The following is a 15744-nucleotide window of genomic DNA, read 5'->3' as shown; positions in this document are numbered from 1 at the left end:
AATCGATGAAATATTTGTGCCTGGTCTACTGCGAGGAAGAAAAGCTGCACGGCCTGCCGGAAAGTCCGGAAGACGCCGAATGCGAGGCCTACTGCGAGACCGTGGAGGCCAGCGGCCAGTTGGTCGCCGCAGAAGCCCTGGAACCGGTCAACACCGCGGTCACCGTGCGCCTGCATCAAGGCACCACTTCGGTGACCGACGGCCCCTTCGCCGAAACCAAGGAACAACTGGCGGGGTTCTACCTGATCGACGCCCGCGACCTGAATCAGGCGATCCAGCTGGCGGCACGGATTCCCGCGGCGCGGGTGGGTTGTGTGGAAGTACGGCCGGTGCGGCAGCTGCAACCCTGACTGCTGCAACCCCGACTAAAGCTGCAGCCGGCTCAGCCCCCGCTCGATGCCGCGTTGCAGCCCGGCCTTGATGAGCGGCCCCATCAGCGGCAATTTGCCCTGGAAAGTGATCACGTAGTGCAGATGGCTGCCGCCGTCCGGTTGCGCGGAGAAGCTCATCACACCCTGGTGGTTCTTCAGCGGGCTGCCCTTGCTGATGCGGTACGCGATCCGCTCGTTGGGCACCACTTCGGTCACTGTTTCCTCGAACGGCGGCGCCATCAGGATACGCATACGACGCACGGAACCGACGCCGTTGGGGGTATCCACACCATCCTTGATCCGCTGAATTCTGGCCGGCGCGAAAATCAGTTCCAGGTTTTCGTGATCACTGAGGAAGTCGAACAGTTTCTCCACCGAAAACGGAAAGCTCCGGTTAATCTCAATACGTTGCATGGCACCCACCCGTTATCAAAAAGCAGCCCCCGAGGACGACGGCCTGAGTGCCGTCGCCCTGGTTCATAGCGTTCCATTGTTGTGACCCGGCGCGGGCAAGCACAGGTCCGCTCGGGCCATTGCGGGCGCCGTATCAGGCCGCGTCGGCTTTTACCTGAAAGTACTGGTAGATGCCGTCCAGCAGATTACGCAAGGCGTTACCCTGCAAACTGATGCGTGCCATCAGCTCCGCCACGGCATCGTCCGCCTCCATGCTGTCCAGATTCTCCTGGAACTGATCCAGCGCCTTGATGCGTTTCAGGTCCAGGCCGTCGGTAAGATCGAACTCCAGCTGGTCATTCCAGGACAGGTTCACCCGCACCGGCACCATGTCGGTGTCCAGGTGGGCCAGGATCTCCTCGCGGCCCAGATCCACCGCGGTGAACCGCACGCTGGCACCCTCGCCTTTCACATCCTTCAGCTCGCAGCGATCACCAAGACCGAAGTCCTCCGGCAATTGCCGGTGATCCCGTAACCAGCCCGCGAACGCGGTGGTCGGCGCGCTTTCACCGCCGGCATGGGTCACCGGCAGCGAGCCCAGCGCCTCGCGCAGCGCCGATACCACTTGCTCGGCACGGGTGGAGGAAGAACTGTCCACCAGAATCCGGCCACGCTCCAGATCGATCAACACGCCGGTGCGGCGGGAGCGGGTGAACGCCCTGGGCAGCAGCTCAAAGGTAATCTGTTCCTTGAGTTCCGCCCGCTCCTTACGGCCCACGCGACGATCATCACGCTCCTGGATCTGCTCCACCCGCTCATCCAGTTCCTCCTTGATCACCGGACCAGGCAACAGGCGGGTGATCTCCTGGTGCACGCAATAGACAAACCCTTCCACCGCGAACACCATCCGCTCCTCGCCCTTCAGTGGCGGCACGAAGCCCTCGCTACTGGGAGCCTGGCTGCCGCAGGGCTGGCAACGGGCGCTCTCCAGTTGGGTTTCCAGCTCCGACACCGGCCAGGTAAAAGGGTCCTTGGCGCTAAACACCGTCAGATTCTTGATCCACATAACGTTCTACTCTCGGGGCGACCTTTGGGGGAAACCGGCAACACTAACCAACGGACGCCACGGCCTCAAGCACGGATAGTCGCCGGCGAGACATCAGCCCGCCCCGGCGGTCAGCAAGCCCGCCACGCGCTGCTCCAACGCCGGGTGATCCGGGAGCCGCAGACCGATTTCCTGTTCCAGCACCGCCAGTACTTCCGCCACGCTGCTCAGCGTCCGCCGCTGGCGTTCCCCTCCCGGCGGGTAGATCGACAGGCGCTGGTTATTCAGGTTCCGGCGGCCATCGGCGTCCGCCCGGCAAGCCACCAGGTTGGTGACGAAATGGGACCGCGGATGGTGCGACAGATACCAGCTGGCCATTTCGTAGTCCGCCTGCCACAGCTCACGCAAATCGAACCGATACAATGTTTTCCAGCCATTCCCCGCGTAAGCCTCGAGCAGGAAATGATCATTCAGGTGCAGCACGCGATAGGGCTCATGGGCAGTCTCCTGCGGCCCTACACGGTCCAGGCGCAGGGGGGCGGTGGGGGTCAAGGCGCCGAATCCGGTGTCCACCAGATAATCCACCTCGTCCAGGGTGACCCGCAGCAGCATATGGGACACCGCCGGCCGTGCCGTGTAGGGCTGCTCCCACAGCACCCGGGCCCCCAGGCCGCTGACCTGGAATCCCAACTGTTCCAGGATGTTCTTGAACAGCAGGTTGTGCTCATAGCAATAGCCACCACGGTGCTGATGGATCAGCTTGCGCTCCAGCCCCTGCGGGGACAGCGCCACCTCCAGGCCGAGAAACGGTGACAAATTCTCGAAGGGGATGGTGGCGATGTGCCGCCGTTGCAGCTCCGCCAGCAGCGACAGTCCCGCCGTGCGCGGGCCACGATAATCGATTCGCTCCAGATAGGCATTGAGATCCACCCGATTGGTCATTGCGTCCTCTCCTTCCTCTTGGTCTGATAGGGCATCAAGATATGGAAGGGCAAAGGCTAGGACCTCAACCGCGCTTAAGGTAAAGCGGCGGGTGTCTGGTTTTTGCCTATCGCAGCAAAAGGTCAACTCGGCTTATTCAAATAACGGGCCGAATCGCGCCTAAATGCCTGCGCCCTGACGCAACGAATCGTCAAAGAACCAATGAACCGTAACAACAACAAGCCAGCTCCGGGAGAACAACAATGCTTGGCCAAATGATGCAACAGCCGCTGCTGATCAGCAGCCAGATCACCCACGCCGCCCGTTACCATGGCGACGCCGAGATCGTCTCGGTGGAGACCACGGGCGGCGTGCACCGCACCACCTGGGGCGAAGTGGAACAACGTTCACGTCAGCTGGCTTCCGCGCTGCTGCAACTGGGACTGGATCATTGCGACCGGGCCGCCACCCTGGCCTGGAACAACTATCGCCACCTGGAAGTCTATTTTGGTGTCTCCGGCGCCGGTCTGGTCTGCCATACCATCAATCCCCGGCTGTTCCCCGAACAGCTGGTGTACATCTTCAATCACGCCGAGGACAAGGTCCTGTTCATCGACAAGACCTTCCTGCCGCTGATCGCCGCCATCCGCGACAAGCTGGATCACCTGAAGCATATCGTGCTGATGGGGCCAGTGGACGAGGAGGCGGAAAAACAGGTTCCCGGCATCATCGGCTATGACGACCTGGTGGCCCGGGGCGAGCAGAATTTCCGCTGGCCGGAGTTCGATGAGAACACCGCTTCCAGCCTGTGCTACACCTCCGGCACCACCGGCAACCCCAAGGGCGCGCTCTATTCCCACCGCTCCACGGTGCTGCATTCCTACGCCGTGGTGATGCCCGACAGCCTGGGGCTCAGCGGGCGGGACTGCCTCATGCCGGTGGTTCCGATGTTCCATGTGAACGCCTGGGGGATCCCCTACGCCGCCGCCATGGTCGGCGCCAAACTGGTACTTCCCGGGCCGAACCTGGACGGCGACAGCCTGAAAAACCTGATCAACGAGCATCAGGTGACCCTGGCCGCCGGTGTGCCGACCCTGTGGCAGGGCCTGATCGGCGCACTGAAGAAGAGCGGCGAGAAAGTCCCCAGTCTGAACCGCACCGTGATCGGCGGCTCCGCCTGTCCGCCTTCGATGATCGCCACTTTCCGCGACGACTACGACGTCGACACCCTGCATGCCTGGGGCATGACCGAAATGAGCCCGATCGGCTCGGTCAGCACCCTGCTGCACAAACACCTGAGCCTGTCAGCGGACGAGCAGGCCGCGGTGCGCGCCAAACAAGGCCGGCCGCCGTTCGGCGTGGCGTTGAAAATCATGGACGACGACGGCAATGACCTGCCCAACGACGGCGAGGCCCAGGGCAATCTGTACGCTCAGGGGCACTGGGTCATTGACGCCTATTTCAACGTCGACACCCCGGCGCCGCATCAGGGCGGCTGGTTCCCCACCGGAGATATCGCCACCCTCGACGGCAACGGTATTCTCACCATCAAGGACCGCTCCAAGGACGTGATCAAATCCGGCGGCGAGTGGATCAGTTCGGTGGAGCTGGAAAACCTGGCCATGGGCATGGACGAACTGGCCGACGCCGCGGTGATCGCCGCCCGTCACGCCAAATGGGATGAGCGCCCCTTGCTGATCGCGGTCAAAGCGGAAGGTCAGAACCCCTCGGAGCAGGACATCCTGGCCGGCTTCGAAGGCAAGGTGGCCTCCTGGCAATTTCCCGACGCGGTGGTGTTCGTGGAGCAACTGCCCCGTAATGCCACCGGCAAGGTACTGAAGAACAAGCTCCGTGATGAGTTTGGCGATACCCTGCTGAACCAGGGCTGAGCCTAATCCCGCCGGGGTGGCAGCACCTGCCACTCCGGCTCCTCGAACTCACCGATCACGGTGATCTCGCAGGTACGGGCGTGTTTTTCCAGGATACCGCGCACGATCTCGCTGCGGCGGTCATCCTTGGCGTCCCGGTGGGCCTTGGATTCCCAATGGGCAATGGCCAGCAAGGTGTCCGGCTCACCGATCTTGCGGTGCAGGTAGGTGCCGCGGGCTCCGGGAGCCTGCTGGATAATTTCACTGGCCTCGATCCAGGCTTCGGCGTACTCCTCCACCGTGTACCCCGGTTTCATTCTCACTTCAAAAATAAACTTCATGGCTGCTCCCTCCATCACAGGAGATCCGCTCTCCGTGATTCCTGTCGCCACGCCCGCCGGTTCCCGTGAACGGAATCCGTTTCACTTTTTACCTTCCGTTCAAGTCCCGTTCAGGAAGGCGACAGGCTCGGTTCAGGATGACCTCTTTATGCTGACTTCATCGTTAAACAGTGTCAGCAACAAAGGATCAAGGCCATGAAAACATTCGGGAAACTGGTATTGGGCAGCACTCTGATCGGCGCTATCGGGCTGGCTCAGGCCGCCGACCATTTCGGCGGCGTCACCTGGGGTGAAACCAGTAACAACATGCAGAAATCCCACTCACTGAACGCGCAGTTGAATGATCCTGACCTGGACGGCGCCATCAAGAACAGCGGCACCTGGGGCGTGCGTCTGGGCACCGTGGAAGATAACGCCCGCTTCTACGTCACCTACGACTATGCCTCCGATACCCGGCACCAGTACAAACTGCGTCAGCAGAACCTGCTGGGCAGCTATGACGCCTTGCTGCCGGTGGGCGACCACGGCACCCGGCTGTTCGGCGGCGTGAGCGCCGGTCTGGTCAGCCTGGAACAGGAAAGCCGTGGTTTCCACCGGGATCGTGACGTGGGCCTGGCCGGTGGTGTGCAGGCCGGTATTATTCAGGATCTCGGCTACAACGTGGCGCTGGAAGGTGGCTACCGCTACCTGCGCACCAGCGCCGACGTGCAACTGAAGGAACGCGGCGTGGGCAATGCCGGTCGTGCCGATCTGCACAGCAGCGAACAGTTCTATGTCGGCGTAAACTATCGGTTCTGATCGACATCGAACACCGGGGCAATGCCCCCTGAAGGCCGGCGCCGCTCGGTGCCGTGCCGCCCAGTACCCCCCTCTCGCCGGCCCCGCGCCGGCGAGGCATTATCGGAGGCCCCATGAAACTGCTGGTGGTGGAAGACGAGGCGTTACTGCGCCACCATCTGTACAGCCGTCTGGGCGAGCAGGGTCACGTGGTGGACGCGGTGGCCGACGCCGAAGAGGCGCTGTATCGGGCCAGGGAATACCATCATGACCTGGCCATCGTCGATCTCGGATTGCCCGGCATGGGTGGTCTGGACCTGATTCGCGAGATTCGCAATCAGGGCTGGAATTTCCCCATTCTGATTCTTACCGCCCGCGGCAACTGGCAGGACAAGGTGGAAGGGCTGGCCGCCGGCGCCGACGATTACGTGGTCAAACCCTTCCAGTTCGAGGAACTGGAAGCACGTCTGAACGCCTTGTTGCGCCGCGCTTCCGGGTTTGTGCAATCGACCATCGAAGCCGGCCCGTTGGTGCTGGATCTGAATCGGCGCCAAGCCCGCGTCGATGAGCACAATTTGAGTCTGACCGCCTATGAATACCGGATTCTCGAATATCTGATGCGCCATCATCAGCAGGTGGTCAGCAAGGACAAACTGATGGAGCAGTTATATCCGGACGATCAGGACCGTGACCCCAATGTGATCGAAGTGCTGGTCGGGCGCCTGCGACGCAAGCTGGACCAGTCCGGCGACTTCCGCCCGATCGAGACGGTGCGCGGCCAGGGTTATCTGTTCATCGAGCGCTGCCGGTGAAACGGTCGCTACGCCTGCGATTGATGCTCGGCGCCGCCACCCTGGCGGTGCTGTTCATCCTCGCCCTGCAACAAGCTCTGCAGCAGGCGTTCAGCCTGGCACTGGAAGACACCATCGAACAGCGGCTGGCCGCGGACGTCAGCACCCTGATCTCCGCCGCCCGGGTGGAAGATGGCCGCTTGCACATGCCCGATCATCTGCCCGACGAGGAATTCACCCTCCTCGACAACAAACTGTTCGGCTATATCTACGACCGCGATGGCCATCTGCTCTGGCGCTCCGCCTCCACCCACGATCTGGACATCGATTATCTGCCCCGCTACGACGGCGACAAGAACCGCGAATTGCACCGCGTTCGCGACGCCAACGGCGTCAAACTGTTCGTCTACGATATGGAAATCGATCTGCTGCGCGGCGAGGACGCCGCTTACAGCATCGTCACCGTGCAACCGTCCCGGGACTACGACGCCATGCTGTCCGGCCTGCGCAAACAGCTCTACGTCTGGCTCGGCGGCGGCCTGCTGGTATTGCTGGTGTTGCTGTGGCTGGGCCTGACCTGGGGTTTCCGTACTCTGCGTGGCATGAAAAAGGAATTGGACCAGGTGGAAAACGGCGAACGGGAGCGTCTCAGCGAGGACCATCCCCGGGAGTTGCTGCGTTTGACCCGCTCGCTGAACCGTTTGCTCGACAGCGAACGGCTGCAGCGGGAGCGCTATCGGGATTCCCTGGCGGATCTGGCGCACGGCCTGAAAACACCGCTGAGCCTGCTCCAGGCGGTGGGCGAAACGCTGTCCTCCCGTCAGCAAAACCGGGAGCAGGTGGAAATCATGGGCAATCAGATCGAGCGCATGAATCAACAGATCGGTTTTCAACTGCAGCGGGCCTCGCTGCGCCGCAGCGGTCTGATTCGTCACCAGGTGGTGCTGGCGCCATTACTGGATACCCTGGAAACCGCGCTGGACAAAGTGCACCACGGCAAACAGGTCACTCTGGAACGAACCCTTCCCGATCACTTCACTCTGCCCCTGGAGCAAGGCGCCTTGCTGGAAGTCCTCGGCAATCTTCTGGAAAACGGCTATCGCCTCTGTCTCAGCCGGGTACGCGTCAGCGCCCGGCGGCTCAGCGACGGCGACATCCTGGTGGTGGAAGACGACGGCCCCGGCATCGCCGAGGACCAGCGCGAACGTATCCTCCGACGGGGCGAGCGACTGGATACCCGCCATCCCGGTCAGGGGCTGGGCCTGGCGGTGGTCAAGGACATCCTCGACAGCTACTCGGCGACCCTGACCCTGGATGACTCCCCCCTCGGCGGCGCCCGCTTCATGTTGTTCTTTCCTCGCTAACCGCGAGTCGGAAACCACACCTTTATGGCCTTCGTGACGATCTCCGCGCACCGCTCCGGCCTCGCCTGAAGAATAAAGTGAGGTCCGCCGAGCTCGACAACGTCCAGATTCGCAAAGGATGCCCTGAACTGCCCCGTCGCGTTGTTTACCAGAACATCATTCCGGGGTCGAAGGTACAGCGCCGGCACCGTGAACCGGTGACTTTCAAAACGCATGCCCGCTATCTGCCTGAGCCTTTGCCCAAGCACCTTTTGCGGCACCGAGCTTACCGCCTGCCTGAACCGCGCAATCGTTTCATCGGACGCCTCCCGTCCCATCAGGAACCACCTGATTCCCAACGATGAAGCAGGCAACGCCAGCAATGCCTTGACCGGCAAGGCGGCCGCCAGCCCGGGAAGCAACCGGCCAGGCCTGGAAAGAAAAGACGCCACGAAAATAACCGCCTTGAGATTAGGGTCCTCCCGCAACAGGAGGGTTTCCGCGATCTTCCCGGAAAAGGACTCCGCCAGCACCACATAGTCGCTTTGGGGCAACCGGGTGGCGACATGCCGGGCGAGGCTGTCGATATCCTGCGGCCCGGTGTGCGGCAACGGAATCACCTCGCATTCCAGCGAGGTCAGATGCGCCAGCACGTCACGAAAAAGCAGACCGGTTCCATCCATGCCCGGCAACAGCACCAGCTTCATTTCCGGCTACCGCCCATCTTCTGCCACTTCCCGGGCCAATCTCTGGAACAACGCCATGTCCTCCCAGGCGCGATGGTTACCTTCAGCGTAGGCGCGGGCATTGTGGTGATAGGCCAGGGCGTTGACCCGGTTGGCGATGCGATTGTCGCGCTGGCGGCGCACTTCGCCGGGGGAACCCATGACGATGGAATTATCGGGAATCACGGTGCTTTCCTTGAGGAAGGTATGGCCGGCAATGATGCAATTATCGCCGATCACGCAACCGTCCATGATGGTGCTGTTGATGCCGATCAGGCAGTTATCACCAATGGTGCAGCCATGCAGCGTCACATGGTGGGTAATGGAACAGTACTCGCCCACCCGGGTACCACAGCCGCTGCCGATGTGAATCATGACGAAATCCTGAATGTTGCTGTAACGGCCGATGTGGATGTCATAGGCCTCCGCCCGCGCCGCCGCGTTGATCCACACCGATGCCCCTTCGGCGATGGTGATGTCGCCATACAGGTAAGCGGATTCGTGAACGTAGGCACTGTCATGAATGTTGGCGCGGGAATCGATGAACCCCATGGCTTGTTCTCCTTATGTGGATTGCGGTTTCATACTATTCGGAATTTCGTAGCGTTCTTCACATCATCAAAGGGGCCGGACAGGCCGGTCCGACAGGGAGCATAGCATGGGACAGTTCATTGATATCGAGGCCCGCGACGGCGGCCATTTCCGCGCCTATCTGGCCGTACCGGAGGGCGGCAAGGGACCGGGCCTGGTGCTCGGCCAGGAGATTTTCGGTGTCAACGGCACCATGCGCGAGTTGGCGGACTCTTACGCCGAGGAAGGCTACGTCACCCTGGTTCCGGATTTGTTCTGGCGCATCGAACCCGGCATCGAACTGGGCTACACCGAGCAGGATTTCGGTCGCGCTTTCGAACTGTTCCAGACCATTGATCTGGATCTGGCCATCGACGACATCGCCGCCACGCTGGATGCCCTGCGGCAACGGCCGGAGGTGAGCGGAGACGGCTTGGGTTTCGTCGGCTATTGCCTGGGCGGCAAGCTGGCTTATCTGACCGCCTGCCGCACCGATGTGGCCTGCAGCGTGGGCTACTACGGGGTCGGTATCGAGAACCATCTGGAAGAGGCCGGGTCGATCCGGGGTCGGCTGCTGCTGCATTTCGCCGAACTGGACGGCTTCTGCGACGAAGCGGCCCGCAACCGCATCATCACCACCCTGGGCGGCACCGTGTCACGTCTGGAAACCTTCGTCTATCCCGGCGTGGACCACGCCTTTGCCCGGCCCAACGGCGACCATTATCACAAACCCTCCGCGCAAATGGCGCATGAACGCACCATCGCCGCCCTGAAAAGGGAGATCGGCCCCGAATACGATCTGTCCGCCCTGTGGGAAGAACACGTGCGCTACGAATTCGAGGCGCGCGATGTGCCGGCGACCATGGCCACCATGGTGTCCGAGCCCTATGTGAACCACATTCCGACCATGACCGGCGGCGTCGGCTATCAACAACTGAGCCGCTTCTACCAGCACCACTTCGTCCACGGCAATCCCGAGGACATGATGCTGACGCCGATTTCCCGCACCATCGGCGCCTGCCAGATCGTCGACGAGTTCGTACTCAGCTTCACCCACGACCGGGAAATCGACTGGCTGCTGCCCGGCGTGTCCCCCACTGGCAAGAAAGTGGAAATCCCCATGCTCGGCGTGGTGCGCTTCCGCGGAGACAAGCTGTGCCACGAGCACATCTACTGGGACCAGGCCAGCGTGCTGGTGCAGATCGGCCTGTTGGACCCGGAAGGTCTGCCGGTGACGGGGGTGGAGACGGCCCGCAAGCTGCTGGACGAGTCACTGCCTTCCAACACGCTGATGGCGCGCTGGAAGGAGAGCGAAGGGCGGGACTGAGCAACGGCCGCCGGCCGCCTTTATTCCGGGCAGCCGGCCTCCGGGCTGGGGCAATTCACCATCCAGGGGATGCCAAAGCGATCCGTGGCCATACCGAAGCGCAGCGCCCAGAACGTCTCTTCCATGGGCATGGTCACGCTGCCGCCGTCGCACAGCGCCTCGAAGACTTTCTCGGCCTGCCCCGGGTCGTTCACCTCCAGTGATACCGACAGCCCGGTGGGCGCCTGATACCGGTCCGGAGGGCTGTCCGAGCCCATCAGCACGGTACCGTCCAGTTTCACACAGCCGTGCATGATCCAGTCCTGCTTCGCCTCGGGCATGTCCTGGCAGCCTTCGGGCCCGTACGGCAGCAGCGCCAGGATCTCGCCGCCCAGCAGGTCGGCATAGAAGCGCAGCGCTTCCTCGCACTGTCCTTGGAAGAAAAGATAGGGATTTACGTTCACGGGTGACTCTCCTTGTGGGTTAACGTCACCAGAGAGTCGTTCGGGAAGTGGGTAATTCGACAAGCCCCCGGCATTCCGTCTTCGACGGGGCCGGGAGCCGGTCGGGAGCCGCCGTCAGAACAGGGCTTTGGGCAGGTAGGTGGCGATTTCCGGGAAGATCATGATCAGGGCCAGACCGACGATCTCCACGAGCACGAACGGAATCACCGAGGAGTAGATATCACGCATGCTCACATCCGGCGGCGCCACCCCTTTCAGATAGAAGAGGTTGAAGCCGAACGGCGGAGTCATATAGCCGATTTCCATGTTGATCACGAACAGAATGCCGAACCAGATCGGATCGAAGCCCAGGCTTTGCACGATCGGCATGAACACCGGCAGCGTGATCAGCATGATGCCCACCGGGTCCAGCACCATCGCCAGCAGGAACACGATCACCATCATGGAAATAATGATCGCCCAGGGGCCACCGGGGATCGACATCATCACCCCTTCGATCAAGGCCTGGGCGCCCATGCTCTGATAGGCGGCGCTGAAGGCGTGGGCGGCGAACAGGATCCACATGATCATGCCGGTGAGCTTGAAGGTGCGCAGGGACGCTTCACGCATCAAGCCCCAGGTCAGCTTGCGGTAGACGATGGCGGAAAGCAGGGCGCCGAGCACACCCACGGCGGCGGCTTCAGTGGGGGTGGTGATGCCTTTGATGATGGAGCCCAGCACCATCACCACGATCAGGATCGGCAGGATCACCGCCCGCAACGCGCGCATTTTCTCCGCCATATTGCCCCGCTCTTCCTTGGGCAAGGCCGGCGCCAGATTCGGCTGGAAGGCGCACCGCACAACGATGTACAGCACCGTCAGCACCATCAACAACACGCCCGGCAACACCCCGGCGGCAAACATCTGGCCCACGGACACGCCGGTGATCAGCGAGTACAGGATCATCAGGATGCTGGGCGGGATCAGAATCCCCCATCCACCACCAGTGTTGATGACCCCCAGCGCCAGTTTCTTGTCGTAACCCCGCTCCAGCATCGAGGGCAGCGCGATCGTGCCCATGGCCACCACCGCGGCACCACTGATACCGCACATGGCCGCGAACAAGGCGCAGATGCCGAGGGTGCCGATGGCCAGACCGCCACGCAGGCCGCCCCACCACAGGTGCATCATATGATAGAGGTCCTTGGCCACCCCGGTGCGCTCCAGCACCATGGCCATGAACACGAACAGCGGGATCGCCACCAGGGTCGAACTTTCCATCGTGCCCCAGATCTGCGAGGCGACCATATAGAAAGCGTCGGCACCCCAGGTGAAATACAGGAACACCACCGAGACACCGCCCAGTACGAACGTCAGCGGCACACCCAGAAAAACGAAAAGCAGCAGGGTGCCGAAGAACAGCAGGGTGAGCATTTCAATACTCATAGGTGATCTTCCTCCTCATCACCCAGATTCTTGATCTCCGCCGGATCAATCAGGTTGAAGGCCACCCCCAGGTCCTGCAGCAACTTGGCCAGGCCCTGCAACAACAGCAGCAAGGCCCCCAGGGGAATACAGGCCTTGATCGGCCAGATCGGCGGGTTCCAGGCGGAATAGGAAGTTTCCAGGCTCTCGATCGATTCCAGCGCCATGGAACTGCCGAAATACAGCAGCGCCCCGACGAAAATAAAGAACACCGCGGAGGTGATCACATCCAGGCCCGCACGCACCCGTACCGGCAACGCGGAATGGATCAGGTCCACGTTGACGTGGCCTCTATGCGCCATGACGTAACCGCCAGCGAGCACGCCGTAAACACCAAACAGCATCTGCGTCAGCTCGTTGGTCCATACGGTGGGCGCACCGAACAGGTAGCGGAGGAACACCTCCAGTATCAGGAACGCGAACATCGCGAACACCAGATAGGAAACCCAGCGACCGACGTGGTCGTTCAGCCAGGTGATCCCATTAATAAACGCTCGAACCGCGGACATGGGACTCCTCCAAGAGGTCAAGTGAAGGGCGGGAACGAGAAAAGGGCGCCACGGTGGGCGCCCTCGTCATCCTGACGGTCATCCGTTACAGGTAACCGAGATCCTTCAGGAAGCCACGCAGTTCTTCCACGATGGCTTTCGCCTCGGGGCTGCGCTCGGCTTCTTTATCCCAAGTCTTCTGGGCGGTGGCGGTCAGGCGCTTCTGTACGTCGTCGGGCAGCGTGTTGATCTGCACGCCTTCGTCACGCATCGCCGTGGCCAGGGAAACGCGCTCCTGGTACAGATACTCGTTGGTGCGCAGCCAGAACTGCTCTTCCAACGCGTCCTTGACGATTTTGGCCATGCCTTCCGGCAGCTTGTCCAGGGCTTTCTGGCTGACGATGAAGACGTCGGTGCCGGCGATGTTCAGAGCCGGCTTGACGTGGTACTTGGCCACTTCATACAGGCCCATGCTCTTCGCGCCCTGAGAAGCGCCCCAGTGAGCACCGTCGACCACGCCGGTGGACAACGCCTGGTACAGCTCACCACCAGGGATATAGGAGCCAGCGGCACCGGCTTCGGTGAGGAACTTCTGCAACGCGCCGGAAGAGCGGATCTTCAGCTTGGTGAAGTCGTCCCAGCTTTCCACCGGCTTCTTGATCACCATTTCAGTGGGGTAGATCTTGTCGGTGGAGTAGTACACGCCGTGCTTGGCGGCTTCCGCTCGCAGCTTCTCCTCGAACCCCATGTTTTTATGGAAGTACACCGCTTCCCACACATTGTGGAAGGCGAAGGGCAGGCCGGAGGCAATGCCGCCCAGGCTCAGCTTGTCCTGAGCGTAGCCCGGGGAGATGGTGCCCATCTGAATAATGCCACGGCTGACCGCATTGAAGGTCTCGTTGGGCTTGAACAGGGCGCCGGACTCAAACAATTGCAGTTGCAGACGGCCATCGGTGCGTTCTTCCAGCACCCGCTTGATGCGTTCCAGGCTGTCCTTGTAAGAACTGCTGGCGCCGGGCCAGTGGGATTGAACCTTCCATTTGATGACATCGTCGGCGGAGGCCAGGGAGGGCAAAACAGCGCTGGTCGCCACCGCCACCGCGGCGGCGGCCGTGACCAGATGCTTACGGAGTTGTGCTAATAGAACCATTCTAGTTCTCCTGCTTTTTGTTCTCGGGTGGTGAGCGCCACCGGTTTGGGTCAAAGCGACACCTATTCCGCATAGCGAAATAGGTGATCAAAATAATGAGATTCCGCGCAAATTTAACACAGGATCCCTCATCGCCATACCCACTTTTGTCTTATTTCGTTTCCACGACTACTGGGTCATTTTTAATGGAATCAGGCCGGTTTAGCCGCCCAAAGGCGGTTCTGGCAAGGCTTCCAGCCGTTCCTGCAGCAACCGGGCGAAACGCAGCACGGTACGATCTTCCAGGTAGGGGCCGATGATCTGCACGGCCAGCGGCAACCCCTCCGCGGAAACGCCGATGGGCAGCGTCGCCGCCGGCAAATAGACCGCCCCGGCCAACCCCACCCAGACCAGGATGTCCATATAAGGCTGGTCCACTCCGTTCACGGTCAGCGTACGCTGATCCGGGCCCGGCGTCTGCCGGTGGCTGAACGGCAACGTCTGTACCACCGGACACAGCAACACGTCGTGGTCCTGGAAGAACTGGCGCCATTGACGCCGCATCACCGTCCTCCGCTCATTGGCGCGCAGCCAGTCCGCATGGCTCTGAGTGGTGCCGCGGGCGAAACGGGCCCGGTAGCCTTGATCATCCGGAGCGGCCTCGGTGGCCCCTTCTTCCATCTGCTGGTACAGCGACGGCGGCAACCCCACCCCCATGGTGCCGGCAAGCAACTGATAGTAAACATCGTATGCCTCGGAGAGGCCGATCCCCTCCGGCCGCGCCTCATGGTCCACCGCCACGCCCCATTGGCCCAATTGTCCGGTTAATTGCTCCAGCGCCTCGACGATACGCCGGTCCACCGGGCAACGGGGGTCATCCAGCCAGGCCGCCACCCGGAACGACTCGAGCTGCTGGTGGCGCGGTTCCGGCAGTTGCAAACGCCAGCCGGTACCTTCGTCCTGATCCGGCCCCGCCAGAATCTCCATGGCCAGTTCCAGATCCTCCACATGCCGTGACATCGGACCGGCCACGGAGATGTCCCGGGTGGACAGGGCCCCCGGTGGCCCGGGGATATGACCGCGGGTGGGAATCAGCCGCCAGCTCGGCTTCAGACCGGCCACGCCGCAGAACGCCGCCGGAGTACGAATGGAGCCGCCGATATCACTGCCCAGTTCCAGCGGCGTCATGCCGGCGGCCAGCGCGGCGGCGGCACCGCCGGAGGACCCGCCCGGGGTCAATTCCGGGTTCCACGGATTGTTGGTGGTACCGTAGATCTCGTTGAAGCTCTGCAGATCGCCGGCGTAGGCCGGTATGTTGGTCTTGCCGAACAACACCGCGCCGGCGGCGCGCAACCGCTCAATGGCATCGGCGTCCTGCCGTGGAACATGTCCGGCCAGATCCGTCACCCCGGCGGTGGTGGGCCAACCCGCCACTTCGAAGGTTTCCTTCACCGTCATCGGCACCCCGTGCAACGGGCCCCAGTGTTCGCCCCGTGCCAGCGCCTCGTCCGCCTCCCGTGCCCGCTGCCGCGCCTCGTCGAAGCGCCGCACCACCACCGCGTTAAGCGGCGGGTCCAGCTTCTCCACACGGGCTATGAAGTATTCCAGCGCCTCGCTGGAAGTCAGTTCGCCCTCACGGATACGCCGGGCCAGTTCGGTGGTGCTCAGACGATGCAACGCCATCACAGCTTCTCCCTATCTTTGTTATGGAATCTGGTTTCATTTTCATAATCGAACCCCCTCCATGG

At 61.9% G+C, this 15744-nt stretch carries 17 protein-coding genes; 6 read left to right on the top strand and 11 right to left on the bottom strand.

Annotation, left to right across the window (positions count from 1 at the left end):
- Positions 1-5: 5 nt before the first annotated feature.
- Positions 6-350, top strand: a complete 345-nt coding sequence (locus B5T_RS02085) for a YciI family protein (protein ID WP_014992796.1) — start codon at positions 6-8, stop codon at positions 348-350.
- 15 nt (positions 351-365) lie between these two features.
- Here the strand turns inward: B5T_RS02085 and B5T_RS02080 are convergent, their stop codons facing one another.
- The 3 genes from B5T_RS02080 to B5T_RS02070 all read right to left on the bottom strand — a co-directional run bounded on the left by B5T_RS02080 (position 366) and on the right by B5T_RS02070 (position 2751).
- Positions 366-785: an SRPBCC family protein gene (locus B5T_RS02080; protein WP_014992795.1), complete on the bottom strand. Its 420-nt coding sequence runs from the start codon at positions 783-785 to the stop codon at positions 366-368.
- Positions 786-918: 133 nt separating this feature from the next.
- Positions 919-1830, bottom strand: coding sequence for a recombination-associated protein RdgC (locus B5T_RS02075; protein WP_014992794.1), 912 nt, complete (start codon positions 1828-1830; stop codon positions 919-921).
- Between the two features lie 93 nt (positions 1831-1923).
- A complete protein-coding gene (locus B5T_RS02070; protein WP_014992793.1) occupies positions 1924-2751 on the bottom strand; it encodes an arylamine N-acetyltransferase family protein in 828 nt (275 codons plus the stop codon).
- Between the two features lie 242 nt (positions 2752-2993).
- Between B5T_RS02070 and B5T_RS02065 the strand changes: the two genes are divergently transcribed.
- Positions 2994-4619 (top strand): long-chain-fatty-acid--CoA ligase, encoded by a 1626-nt coding sequence (locus tag B5T_RS02065; protein ID WP_014992792.1) that lies wholly within the window; start codon positions 2994-2996, stop codon positions 4617-4619.
- Between the two features lie 2 nt (positions 4620-4621).
- Here B5T_RS02065 and B5T_RS02060 read toward each other — a convergent pair whose 3' ends face one another.
- Complete coding sequence (locus B5T_RS02060) at positions 4622-4939, bottom strand: antibiotic biosynthesis monooxygenase family protein (protein ID WP_014992791.1); 318 nt, start codon at positions 4937-4939, stop codon at positions 4622-4624.
- 195 nt (positions 4940-5134) lie between these two features.
- On the opposite strand from B5T_RS02060, the gene B5T_RS02055 reads away from it, so the two are divergent.
- The 3 genes from B5T_RS02055 (at position 5135) to B5T_RS02045 (ending at position 7871) form a co-directional block, all read left to right on the top strand.
- Positions 5135-5737 (top strand): outer membrane beta-barrel protein, encoded by a 603-nt coding sequence (locus B5T_RS02055; protein ID WP_014992790.1) that lies wholly within the window; start codon positions 5135-5137, stop codon positions 5735-5737.
- Between the two features lie 113 nt (positions 5738-5850).
- A complete protein-coding gene (locus tag B5T_RS02050; RefSeq protein ID WP_014992789.1) occupies positions 5851-6528 on the top strand; it encodes a response regulator in 678 nt (225 codons plus the stop codon).
- Positions 6525-7871 carry an ATP-binding protein gene (locus B5T_RS02045; RefSeq protein ID WP_041716714.1) on the top strand — a complete coding sequence of 449 codons (1347 nt, stop codon included), beginning with the start codon at positions 6525-6527 and terminating at the stop codon, positions 7869-7871. The genes B5T_RS02050 and B5T_RS02045 overlap by 4 nt, the downstream gene beginning before the upstream one ends.
- On the opposite strand, the gene B5T_RS02040 is transcribed toward B5T_RS02045, so the two are convergent.
- Entirely contained in the window at positions 7868-8557 is a 690-nt protein-coding gene (locus tag B5T_RS02040; protein ID WP_014992787.1) for an alpha/beta fold hydrolase, read from the bottom strand. The genes B5T_RS02045 and B5T_RS02040 overlap by 4 nt on opposite strands.
- A gap of 6 nt (positions 8558-8563) precedes the next feature.
- Positions 8564-9127 carry a gamma carbonic anhydrase family protein gene (locus tag B5T_RS02035; RefSeq protein WP_014992786.1) on the bottom strand — a complete coding sequence of 188 codons (564 nt, stop codon included), beginning with the start codon at positions 9125-9127 and terminating at the stop codon, positions 8564-8566.
- 106 nt (positions 9128-9233) lie between these two features.
- Here B5T_RS02035 and B5T_RS02030 point away from each other — a divergent pair, with 106 nt between their 5' ends.
- Positions 9234-10472: a dienelactone hydrolase family protein gene (locus B5T_RS02030; RefSeq protein WP_014992785.1), complete on the top strand. Its 1239-nt coding sequence runs from the start codon at positions 9234-9236 to the stop codon at positions 10470-10472.
- Between the two features lie 20 nt (positions 10473-10492).
- Here the strand turns inward: B5T_RS02030 and B5T_RS02025 are convergent, their stop codons facing one another.
- The 5 genes from B5T_RS02025 to B5T_RS02005 all read right to left on the bottom strand — a co-directional run bounded on the left by B5T_RS02025 (position 10493) and on the right by B5T_RS02005 (position 15679).
- Positions 10493-10915 (bottom strand): VOC family protein, encoded by a 423-nt coding sequence (locus B5T_RS02025; protein ID WP_014992784.1) that lies wholly within the window; start codon positions 10913-10915, stop codon positions 10493-10495.
- Between the two features lie 114 nt (positions 10916-11029).
- The gene (locus tag B5T_RS02020; protein ID WP_014992783.1) at positions 11030-12340 is read right to left on the bottom strand and encodes a TRAP transporter large permease; all 1311 of its coding nucleotides are present in this window, start codon (positions 12338-12340) and stop codon (positions 11030-11032) included.
- Positions 12337-12888 (bottom strand): TRAP transporter small permease subunit, encoded by a 552-nt coding sequence (locus B5T_RS02015; RefSeq protein ID WP_014992782.1) that lies wholly within the window; start codon positions 12886-12888, stop codon positions 12337-12339. Before B5T_RS02015 ends, B5T_RS02020 begins: the two co-directional genes overlap by 4 nt.
- A gap of 85 nt (positions 12889-12973) precedes the next feature.
- Positions 12974-14017, bottom strand: coding sequence for a TRAP transporter substrate-binding protein DctP (dctP, locus tag B5T_RS02010; RefSeq protein ID WP_014992781.1), 1044 nt, complete (start codon positions 14015-14017; stop codon positions 12974-12976).
- A 201-nt stretch (positions 14018-14218) separates the two neighbouring features.
- Positions 14219-15679, bottom strand: coding sequence for an amidase (locus tag B5T_RS02005; protein ID WP_014992780.1), 1461 nt, complete (start codon positions 15677-15679; stop codon positions 14219-14221).
- Positions 15680-15744: the final 65 nt, after the last annotated feature.

Origin of the sequence: Alloalcanivorax dieselolei B5, assembly GCF_000300005.1 — a bacterium.
In the GTDB taxonomy this organism is placed as follows: Bacteria; Pseudomonadota; Gammaproteobacteria; order Pseudomonadales; family Alcanivoracaceae; genus Alloalcanivorax; species Alloalcanivorax dieselolei.
This window is presented reverse-complemented; position numbering and strand designations above follow the sequence as displayed.